Raw genomic sequence first — 9470 nt, 5'->3', positions numbered from 1 at the left:
CGTTGATGAAGAACTGCGAGCTGGCCGAGTGCGGCGCATTGGTGCGCGCCATGGCCACGGTGTAGTTGTCGTTCTTCAGGCCGTTGTTGGCTTCGTTCTCGATCTCGCCGTCGGTAGGCTTTTGTTTCATGCCGGGTTCAAAGCCGCCGCCTTGCACCATGAAGCCGGGGATCACGCGGTGAAACACGGTGTTGGCGTAGTGGCCCTTGTTGACGTAGTTCAGGAAGTTGGCCACGGTCTTGGGTGCTTTGGCCGCATCGAGTTCGAGCGTGATGACGCCGTATTCAGCGATGTGGAGTTCGACTTTTGGGTTGCTCATGATGATCCTGTAGGGAAAGTGAAGAAGTACGTGGAGTGTCAGTTGACCAGAGTGGCTGATTTGATGAGGACGGGTGTCTTGGGAACATCCGTCGGGAAGGGGCCGCCGGCACCGGTGGGCACAGCCTTGATCTTGTTGACCACGTCCATGCCGCTCACGACCTTGCCGAAGACGGTGTAGCCGTACAGCTGGGGTGCGTTGACGAGTTGCGCGCGCGGCGTGTTTTCATAGACGCGGCCCTGGTACTCAAACTTGGGAACCGGGTCGCCGGGCGGGATGACGGTGGGGTTCAGGAAGTCGTTGTCTTTCACGTTGATGAAGAACTGCGACGAGGCGGAATTGGGATCGTTGGTGCGTGCCATGGCCAGCGTGCCGACGACGTTTTTGGCGCCGCCCTTGGCGAGCGCTTCGCGGCCTTCATGCACGACGGGCGGGCGGGTCTTCTTCTCGGCGTAGGTGGCGTTGTAGCCGCCGCCTTGCACCATGAAGTTGCTGATCACGCGGTGAAAAATTGTGCCGTCATAGTGCTTGTCCTTGACGTATTGCAGGAAGTTTTCGACGGTCTTGGGGGCTTTGTCGGGGTAAACCTCGACCACGAAGTCACCTTCGCTGGTGACGAACTTCACCTTGGGGGCGGTCTGCGCAAGCGCGGGGCCGGCGAGCAGGACGAAGCTGGTTGCTGCGGCCGCTGCGAGCGCTGCGCGGCGCAAGGGAGAGAAAAATGCCGCGTGGGTGGCGGGCGTCTGGTGAAAAGCCATCAAATGGTTCCTTCGAAAAATATCTTCCACTGGCCGCCCTGGTGGACCCAGTATTGGCGCTTGGTGCGGCCGGTTTTGGCGCCTTTGACCAGCTCGCCAAAGGTTACCACCATCGTGTCGGTGCTGTCGGTCCAGCGCAGGTAAGACACATCCTTGAGCAGGATGTCGCGGCCGCCCAGCTGTTTGAGCTCAATCTCCAGGGCCGGCGTCCATTCGGCCAGCGTCTTGCCGTAACTGGTGAAATCGGGCGTGTACCAGGCGGTGAGCTTGGCCATGTCACCGCTGGACTTGGCGCTGTGCCAGTTTTGCAGTACGCGGTCGAATGATTTGCTGTCGGCCGCCAGCGATTGCGGCGCCACCCATTTGAGGTTGTGGGCAATCACGACCGGCGTGCTGCGCACCTCGACTGTGCGGATGATGCGTTCCAGGTCGGGGTTGGCCAGCACGACGCAACCGTCGGTAGACAGCGGCGCCCGCGCAAACTGCGCCGGTGGCGTGCCGTGCAGCCAGATGCCGCCGCCCGTCTTGCCGCGTTTGACATCCAGCTGGTTGGGGTAATTGATGGGCAGGGCGCCTGCGCCGTAGAAGTCGCGCAGCGATTTGGGGTTCAGGTTGCTGGTGATGAAGTAAACCCCGACCGGCGTGCGCAGGTCGCCTTCAACGGATTTTTCAATGCCCGATTTGCCGACCGAGATGTAATAGTCGGCCAGCAGTTTGAGGCCCGCGCTGGTGTTTTCAAACAGGTAAAGGCGCGACTTCGAGGCGTCAACCGCAATGGCGTGTCTGGTGCGCGGCGACAGTGCCAGGAACTGCGAAGGGACCGTGCCCGGCGCAGGCCGGTCGCGCAGGGCGCGCAAACGCAGTTGCGATTCCTGCCGGAGCTCCGCGAGCAGCGTGGCCGCGGCCTTGGCGGTGGCATCCGGAACGTCGCCGGGCGCACGGACCGGGCGCGTAAAGCCGGCCAGCAGGTCGCCGTAAACCAGCTGGGCCAGCTGGAAGTTAGGGTGGTCTTTGACAAGGCCTTCGGCTTTGCGCAATGCCTCCCGGGAATTTGCCTGGCCGATCAGCTTGTAGATTTCGATCAGCCGGGCCTCGGCTTCGCCGTCACGGATCTCGCGCGCCGCCACGGCGGCGTGCTTGCCGGGCGCATGGCCGCGGGGCCGGGTTTCAGCGCGTGCAGGCGCGGCGGCCTGCACCAGGCAAGGTGCAATGAAGGCAAGCGTGATGAGCGCTTTTTTCATGCGGGATTTCACGGAAGTTTGCCGGCCAGCACAGACGTACAAAGGACAGCTGGGCAAATGCACTTGGATCAGGTCGGCTGCCAGCGCGATCAACCGCCTGTGGATTCCTTGACGATGACCCAGCGATCACCGGCCTTGGCCAGCTCCAGCGTTTTGCGGCTGGAGATGTTGAGGGAATCGGCGCTGTAATCCTGCTTGAACCGGGCGGTGGCCTTGGCGCCGTGCACGGCGATGGCGATGTCGGACAGCTTCACGCTGATACGCGACTTGCCGACAATGCGCGCGCGGCGGTCTTCTTCCCAGGCTTTGCGCGCCTGTTTGCCGGGTGGGTCAAAGTTCTGGCCGTAGCTGTTGAGGTAACCGCTCATGTCTTTTTCAGACCAGGCCTGGGCCCACTGGCGCACAGCGTTTTCGACTTCTTTTTCGGTGCCAGCTGCCGCTGCGGGCGCGGCCGGGGCGGCAGGTGCCGCTGGCGCTGCGGGCACCACGGCTGTGGGCGCCGCGGCGGGCGTGGGTTTGGCGGCAGGGGGCGGGGCGGGTAGCGTTGTGGCGGGGCTGGAGACCGGGGCGGCGGCGGGCTTGGTCTGGGTTTTGGACTCGGCGGAGAACAGGGTGCGAATCAGGGCCAGCTTGGGCGGAACGGCCGCGTTGCCGCCGTCCAGTTGAAGGGCCTTGCTGTAGGCCTGGCTGGCAAGTCTGGCATAAACGTCGCCGAGGTTTTCGTGCGCGGTGGCGTAGCTGGGGTTGGTCCGGATCGCCATTTCAAGCGCGGCGCGGGCCTTGTCAAACTGGCTCTGGCCGGCATACAGCACGGCCATGTTGTTGTAGGGCTCGGGCAGCTCGGGGTAGTCTTCGGTGATCTTGGTGAAGGTGGCAATCGCATCGTTGGTCTTGCCGGTTTCGGTCTGGATCACGCCCTTGAAGAAACGCATTTGCGGGTCGCGTGGCTTGCTGGCAAGGGACTGGTCCACCTTGGTGAGCGCTTCTGCGTACTGGCCGGCACGCATCAGGCGGCTGACGTCCGCGTAGTCGTCGGCATGGGCCACGGACACCGACAGGGTGACCGCCACGGCCAGCAGACGCAGGGCAGCGGACAGCGAATGGCGTGTAAGGAAGTTTGGCGTGCGCATAGAACTCTCGCGATTTGTTTTAAAGCCCCTGCGGCTTTTTGGCAGCCGTTGGGCGAAAAGTCAACTTGACAGCCTGGTTTTCAGGGCGCTCGCAGAGCGGCTGAACCTTGTCGGACGGGCTGGATATACTGCTAGATTGTAACTGAGGGGGTATAGTTCACCGCCCCCTGAATTCCGTACTTTTCGTTTTTATCGCACGTTTTTGCGCGTACGCCGAATGGCCCTTGCCCGCCCGCGGCGTCCGTGAGATAAAGCTTCTTTCCTTTGCCTGACCACATCGGCGGTTTCCGGCCGATGCCGACCCCGCAGCACCATTTTCATGAGCCTTCGCATTTACAACACGCTGTCGCGTGCCGTGGAAGAATTTTCCCCGCTTGATCCCGGCCATGTGCGCATGTATGTGTGCGGAATGACGATTTACGACCTCTGCCACATTGGCCATGCGCGCATGATGATGGCGTTTGACGTGGTGCAGCGCTGGTTCAAGGCCAGTGGCCTGAAAGTGACCTATGTGCGCAACATCACCGACATCGACGACAAGATCATCAAGCGGGCGGTGGAGCGCGGCATCACCATCCGCCAGCTGACCGACGAAATGATTGCGGCCATGCACCAGGATATCGGCGCACTGGGCATAGAGCCGCCGTCGCTGGAACCCCGCGCCACTGAATACGTGCCGCAGATGCTGGGCATGATCGCCACCCTCGAGGAAAAGGGCCTGGCTTACAAAGGCTCCACCGGCGACATGAACTACGCGGTGCGCAAGTTTCCCGGTTACGGCAAGCTGTCGGGCAAGTCGCTCGATGAGCTGCGCGCCGGCGAGCGCGTTGCCGTGCTGGACGGCAAGGACGACCCGCTGGACTTTGTGCTGTGGAAAAGCGCCAAGCCTACGGAACCGGACGATGCCAAATGGGACAGCGCCTATGGCTCCGGCCGCCCGGGCTGGCATATTGAGTGCTCGGCCATGTGCCGCGGCACCCTGGGCGAGACTTTCGACATTCACGGCGGCGGCGCCGACCTGCAGTTTCCGCACCACGAAAACGAGATTGCCCAGAGCGAAGGCGCCAATGGCAAGCCGCTGGCCCGCTTCTGGGTCCACAACGGGTTTGTGCGCGTCGACAACGAAAAGATGTCCAAGTCCCTGGGCAACTTCTTCACCATTCGTGAAGTGCTGGCCAAATACGACGCGGAAACGGTGCGCTTTTTCATCGTGCGCGCGCATTACCGCAGTGCCCTGAACTACAGCGACGCCCACCTGGACGACGCGCGCAACTCGCTCAAGCGGCTGTACACGGCGCTAGACCTGGTCAAGCCTGCCGAGGTGGCGGTCGACTGGACCAACCCTTTCGCGGCCCGCTTCAAGGCCGCGATGGACGAAGACTTTGGTACGCCCGAGGCGGTGGCGGTGCTGTTTGAGCTGGCGGGCGAGGTCAACCGCACACGCTCTGCCGACACGGCGGGGCTGCTCAAGGCACTGGGGGGCTGCCTGGGTCTGCTACAAGGCGCGCCGGGCACTTATCTGCAGGCGGGCGCCGGCCTTGACGACGCCAGCATCCAGACCCTGATTGCAGAGCGGGCCGCCGCCAAACTGGCAAAAGATTTCGCGCAGGCCGACCGCATCCGTCAGGATTTGCTGGGCCAGGGCATTGTGTTGAAAGACTCGCCGGCGGGCACAACCTGGGAAGTTCAATCGTGAGATTTCTCAGTGTTTTATGCCCGCAGCCCAGGCAGGACGAGCGCAAGCAGCTATGAAAAAGATAGTAAAAAGCGGTCCTGCCAGCACAGAGCTGGCCGAAGTCGCCGAAGTCGCAGGGGCTTTGGCGCCCATGCCTGCCTACTGGACGGAAGCCTGCAGGCATCTGGTAAAAAAAGACCGCGTGATGAAGCGCCTGATTCCCCAGTTCGGGGACTCCCACCTGCAGGCGCGCGGCGACGCTTTCAGCACACTGGCGCGCAGCATTGTCGGCCAGCAGATTTCCGTGAAAGCGGCGCAGACCGTCTGGCACCGCTTTGAGGCCTTGCCCAAGAAGATGACGCCGGCCAACGTGCTCAGGCTCAAGGTCGACGACATGCGCGCCGCCGGACTGAGCGCCCGCAAGGTTGAGTACCTGGTTGACCTGGCGATCCACTTTGACGCCGGGACCGTTCACGTGAAAGACTGGGCGGCGATGGACGATGAGGCCATCATCGCCGAGCTGGTGGCCATTCGCGGCATCGGCCGCTGGACGGCCGAGATGTTCCTGATTTTTTACCTGATGCGTCCCAATGTCTTGCCGCTGGACGACGTGGGGCTGATCACCGGCATCAGCCAGAACTACTTTTCGGGTGAATCGGTGAGCCGCAGCGACGCGCGCGAGGTGGCCGCGGCCTGGTCGCCCTACTGCAGTGTGGCAACTTGGTATATTTGGCGCTCTCTGGACCCATTACCGGTTCTGGGTACCCCCACGGGTACCGAGCAAATTTAAGTTTCATGAAGCCCTGAGGAGCAGCACATGGCGAAGAAGACCTTCCTCGATTTCGAGCAACCGATTGCGGAGCTTGAAGGAAAAATTGAAGAACTGCGCTACGTACAGACCGAGTCGGCCGTCGATATTTCGGAAGAAATCGACCAGCTGGCCAAAAAGAGCCAGCAGCTCACCAAAGACATCTACAGCGACCTGACGCCCTGGCAGATCACCAAGATCGCACGCCACGCGGAGCGCCCCTATACCCTGGATTACGTCAACGAAATCTTCACCGATTTCGTCGAGTTGCACGGCGATCGGCACTTTTCCGACGACCTGTCCATCGTCGGCGGCCTGGCCCGTTTCAACGGCACAGCCTGCATGGTGCTGGGGCACCAGAAGGGCCGCGACACCAAGGAACGCGGCCTGCGCAACTTCGGCATGAGCAAGCCTGAGGGTTACCGCAAGGCCCTGCGCCTGATGAAGACCGCCGAGAAGTTCAAGCTGCCGGTGTTCACCTTTGTTGATACCCCCGGTGCCTACCCCGGCATCGACGCTGAAGAGCGCGGCCAGTCTGAAGCCATCGGCCGCAATATCTTTGAGATGGCGCAGCTCGAAGTGCCCATCATCACGACCATCATTGGCGAAGGCGGTTCCGGCGGCGCGCTGGCCATTTCGGTGGCCGACCAGGTGGTGATGCTGCAGTATTCGATCTACTCCGTCATCAGCCCTGAAGGCTGTGCGTCCATCCTCTGGAAAACGTCTGACAAGGCGCAGGAAGCCGCTGAGGCCCTGGGCATCACCGCGCACCGGCTCAAGGCCCTGGGCGTGATCGACAAGATCGTCAATGAACCCGTGGGCGGCGCCCACCGCGACCACAAGCAGATGGCGGCCTTCTTGAAGCGTGCCCTCAATGACGCTTTCCGCCAGGTCAGCGACCTGAAGGTCAAGGAACTGCTGGATCGCCGCTACGAGCGCCTGCAAAGCTACGGCCGCTTTACCGACACCAAGGCCGACGCCGGCAAATAAGCAGGCGAAAAGGCACCCGGCCGAGCCGAAGCAAGCAAACCATGGCCAGCCTGTCCGACCAGGAGATCAGGCACTACCGGGAGCAGGGCTACGTCATCCCGCAGTTCCGGCTCGGCGATGCCTGGGTCCGGCGCATGCAGGAAGCGCTCAATACCCTGATTAGCAACAACCCCGGCGTGCGGCCCGAAAAACTCGTCAGCGCCCATATTGAGGGCCAGAACGACGAAGGCGTGCGCGGCAGCCGCGATTTCTTTGACCTGGCCATGAACCCCGACATCATCGATCTGGTGGCGCAGGCCATCGGGCCTGACGTCATCCTCTGGGGTTGCCACGTGTTTTGCAAGCCCGCCAGCGAAGGCTACGAAACGCCGTGGCACCAGGACGGCCACTACTGGCCCATTCGCCCTTTGGCCAATTGCACCGTCTGGGTGGCGCTGGAACCCAGCACGCGGGAAAACGGCTGCCTGCGCGTGATCCCGGGCTCGCACGCCGACAAAAAACTTCACCCCCACTTGCACGAAGACCGCACCGACCTGACGCTGAACCAGCGCATGGCCGATGGCAGTTTCGACGAGAGCGAGGCGGTAGACCTGGAGTTGCAGCCCGGGCAGATGTCGCTGCATGACATCTACATGATCCACGGCGCCAAGGCCAACACCTCGGGCATCCGCCGCACCGGTGTGGCGCTGCGTTACATGCCCGGCACCTCGCTGTTTGACCGCGGCCTGCGGCCAGCCGATGGCCAGACCGGTGTGGCCGTCAGCTTTGCCACGCGGCCGCTGTGGCTGCTGCGCGGCGAAGACAAAACGGGGTTGAACGATTTTTCGGTGGGCCACCGTGGCGCATAGCGGGGCCGCGAACAGGCCTGTGCATGGCGTATCTGATGCAATCGGCGCCTTTGAGCCTGGCTTGCCTCTGGCCGTTGCGCTGAGCGGCGGCGCCGACTCCACTGCATTGCTGGTGGCCTGCGCGCACAAGTGGCCGGGGCAGGTCAGTGCCATTCATGTTCACCACGGGCTGCAGGTTGCGGCCGATGATTTCGAGCGCCACTGCATTGCGCTGTGCGAACGCCTGGAGGTGCCGCTTACCGTGCAGCGCGTGGACGCCCGGCATGCCGCGGGCGAAAGCCCTGAAGATGCGGCGCGCAAGGCCCGTTATGCGGCGTTCAGGGCTGCAGCCCAGGAAGGACAAGCGCAACCTGCTATCAAAAACATAGCACTTGCGCAGCATGCCGATGACCAGGTGGAAACCATGCTGCTGGCGTTGTCACGCGGTGCGGGGCTGCCTGGCCTGGCCGCCATGCCGGCGCGGTGGGAGCGCGAGGGCATCACCTATTACCGCCCGCTGCTGGCCGTGCCCGGGGCACTGCTGCGTGAATGGCTGACGGCGCGCGGCTTCCCCTGGGTCGAAGACCCCAGCAACACCGACGAACAGTTCACACGCAACCGGATCCGCTCGCGCCTGCTTCCTGCGTTGGCGCAGGCCTTCCCCCAGTTTCGCGACACCTTTGCGCGCAGCGCGCGCCACGCGGCGCAGGCCCATCAGTTGCTGGTGGAGGTGGCAGAGCAGGACCTGGCCACTGTGGGCGTGCCGCCGAACATCAAATCCCTGCAAGCCCTGTCGCAGCCGCGGCAAGCCAATGCGCTGCGCTACTGGCTGGTGCTGCAACAAGCCACGCCCAGCACCGCGCAGCTTGATCAACTGCTGTTGCAAATTGCCGCCTGCACCACGCGCGGGCACCAGATCCACCTGAAGGTGGCGAGCGGGCATGTCAGCCGGGCGGGAACGGTGCTGCACTACGCTGCCGCAGGGAGCGACGGGGGATTAGGCGAGCTAACTAGGTAGTAGTCCTAGGTATAATTGAAGGCTTTGCTGGCGGCGAAGTCGCCGTTAAAAGCCTGTTAAAGCGCTTTTAACGCCTGTTTCTCACGCTTTTCCAACGCTGACCCCGGCAGAAAAATCTGCAACAACTCCTGATTGACATCCTGCAATGGCATTGATCGTTCATAAATATGGCGGCACGTCGATGGGCTCGACCGAGCGCATCCGCAACGTGGCCAAACGTGTGGCCAAATGGGCGCGAGCCGGCCACCAGATGGTGGTGGTTCCCAGTGCCATGAGCGGCGAAACCAACCGCCTGCTCGGCCTGGCCAAAGAGCTGGCGCCCTCCAAGACCGGCGACGCTTATGGCCGCGAACTTGACGCGCTGGCCGCCACCGGCGAGCAAGCCTCCAGCGCTTTGCTGGCCATTGCCTTGCAGGCCGAAGGCATGCAGGCCGTGAGTTATGCCGGCTGGCAGGTCACCATCAAGACCAATAACGCTTACACCAAGGCCCGCATTGAATCGATTGACGATGTGCGTGTGCGCGGCGACCTCGACGCCGGCAAGGTCGTCATCATCACGGGCTTCCAGGGCGTGGACGAAGCCGGCAATGTCACCACGCTGGGCCGCGGCGGCTCCGACACTTCGGCCGTGGCCATTGCCGCAGCCTTGAAGGCGCATGAATGCCTGATCTACACCGACGTCGACGGCGTCTACACCACCGACC

The 9470-nt window shown here is 62.7% G+C and carries 9 protein-coding genes and 1 pseudogene; 6 read left to right on the top strand and 4 right to left on the bottom strand.

Annotation, left to right across the window (positions count from 1 at the left end):
- The 4 genes from ABI546_RS10515 to ABI546_RS10500 form a co-directional block, all read right to left on the bottom strand.
- Positions 1-319, bottom strand: a 319-nt coding sequence (locus ABI546_RS10515) for a peptidylprolyl isomerase (RefSeq protein WP_348046543.1), incomplete at its 3' end; no start/stop codon positions are given.
- A 38-nt stretch (positions 320-357) separates the two neighbouring features.
- Positions 358-1077, bottom strand: a complete 720-nt coding sequence (locus ABI546_RS10510; RefSeq protein WP_348046542.1) for a peptidylprolyl isomerase — start codon at positions 1075-1077, stop codon at positions 358-360.
- Complete coding sequence (locus tag ABI546_RS10505; RefSeq protein ID WP_348046541.1) at positions 1077-2318, bottom strand: L,D-transpeptidase family protein; 1242 nt, start codon at positions 2316-2318, stop codon at positions 1077-1079. The genes ABI546_RS10510 and ABI546_RS10505 overlap by 1 nt, the downstream gene beginning before the upstream one ends.
- Positions 2319-2407: 89 nt before the next feature.
- Complete coding sequence (locus tag ABI546_RS10500; protein WP_348046540.1) at positions 2408-3448, bottom strand: tetratricopeptide repeat protein; 1041 nt, start codon at positions 3446-3448, stop codon at positions 2408-2410.
- Positions 3449-3767: 319 nt separating this feature from the next.
- Here ABI546_RS10500 and cysS point away from each other — a divergent pair, with 319 nt between their 5' ends.
- From cysS to ABI546_RS10470, 6 genes and pseudogenes are all read left to right on the top strand, one after another.
- Positions 3768-5144, top strand: coding sequence for a cysteine--tRNA ligase (gene cysS / locus ABI546_RS10495; RefSeq protein ID WP_348046539.1), 1377 nt, complete (start codon positions 3768-3770; stop codon positions 5142-5144).
- A 130-nt stretch (positions 5145-5274) separates the two neighbouring features.
- Positions 5275-5913 (top strand): DNA-3-methyladenine glycosylase 2 family protein, encoded by a 639-nt coding sequence (locus ABI546_RS10490; RefSeq protein ID WP_348046544.1) that lies wholly within the window; start codon positions 5275-5277, stop codon positions 5911-5913.
- A gap of 27 nt (positions 5914-5940) precedes the next feature.
- The gene (locus tag ABI546_RS10485) at positions 5941-6921 is read left to right on the top strand and encodes an acetyl-CoA carboxylase carboxyltransferase subunit alpha (protein WP_348046538.1); all 981 of its coding nucleotides are present in this window, start codon (positions 5941-5943) and stop codon (positions 6919-6921) included.
- A 41-nt stretch (positions 6922-6962) separates the two neighbouring features.
- Positions 6963-7769: a phytanoyl-CoA dioxygenase family protein gene (locus ABI546_RS10480; RefSeq protein ID WP_348046537.1), complete on the top strand. Its 807-nt coding sequence runs from the start codon at positions 6963-6965 to the stop codon at positions 7767-7769.
- A 61-nt stretch (positions 7770-7830) separates the two neighbouring features.
- Positions 7831-8766 (top strand): tRNA lysidine(34) synthetase TilS, encoded by a 936-nt coding sequence (tilS, locus tag ABI546_RS10475; RefSeq protein WP_348046536.1) that lies wholly within the window; start codon positions 7831-7833, stop codon positions 8764-8766.
- Between the two features lie 145 nt (positions 8767-8911).
- Positions 8912-9470 (top strand): annotated as a pseudogene (locus ABI546_RS10470) (aspartate kinase); the annotation flags it as partial.

Source organism: Polaromonas sp. (genome assembly GCF_039932935.1).
Classification (GTDB): domain Bacteria; phylum Pseudomonadota; class Gammaproteobacteria; order Burkholderiales; family Burkholderiaceae_C; genus Polaromonas.
Note: the sequence above shows the minus strand (reverse complement) of the source record. Positions and strands in the feature narration are given on the sequence as shown.

What these genes read in the sequence shown, in the direction of transcription:
- ABI546_RS10485 (WP_348046538.1), top strand. Translation starts at nt 5,941, where the DNA reads ATGGCGAAGAAGACCTTCCTCGATTTCGAGCAACCGATTGCGGAGCTT.
- ABI546_RS10505 (WP_348046541.1), bottom strand. Translation starts at nt 2,318, where the DNA reads ATGAAAAAAGCGCTCATCACGCTTGCCTTCATTGCACCTTGCCTGGTG.
- ABI546_RS10510 (WP_348046542.1), bottom strand. Translation starts at nt 1,077, where the DNA reads ATGGCTTTTCACCAGACGCCCGCCACCCACGCGGCATTTTTCTCTCCC.
- ABI546_RS10480 (WP_348046537.1), top strand. Translation starts at nt 6,963, where the DNA reads ATGGCCAGCCTGTCCGACCAGGAGATCAGGCACTACCGGGAGCAGGGC.
- cysS (WP_348046539.1), top strand. Translation starts at nt 3,768, where the DNA reads ATGAGCCTTCGCATTTACAACACGCTGTCGCGTGCCGTGGAAGAATTT.
- ABI546_RS10490 (WP_348046544.1), top strand. Translation starts at nt 5,275, where the DNA reads ATGCCTGCCTACTGGACGGAAGCCTGCAGGCATCTGGTAAAAAAAGAC.
- ABI546_RS10500 (WP_348046540.1), bottom strand. Translation starts at nt 3,448, where the DNA reads ATGCGCACGCCAAACTTCCTTACACGCCATTCGCTGTCCGCTGCCCTG.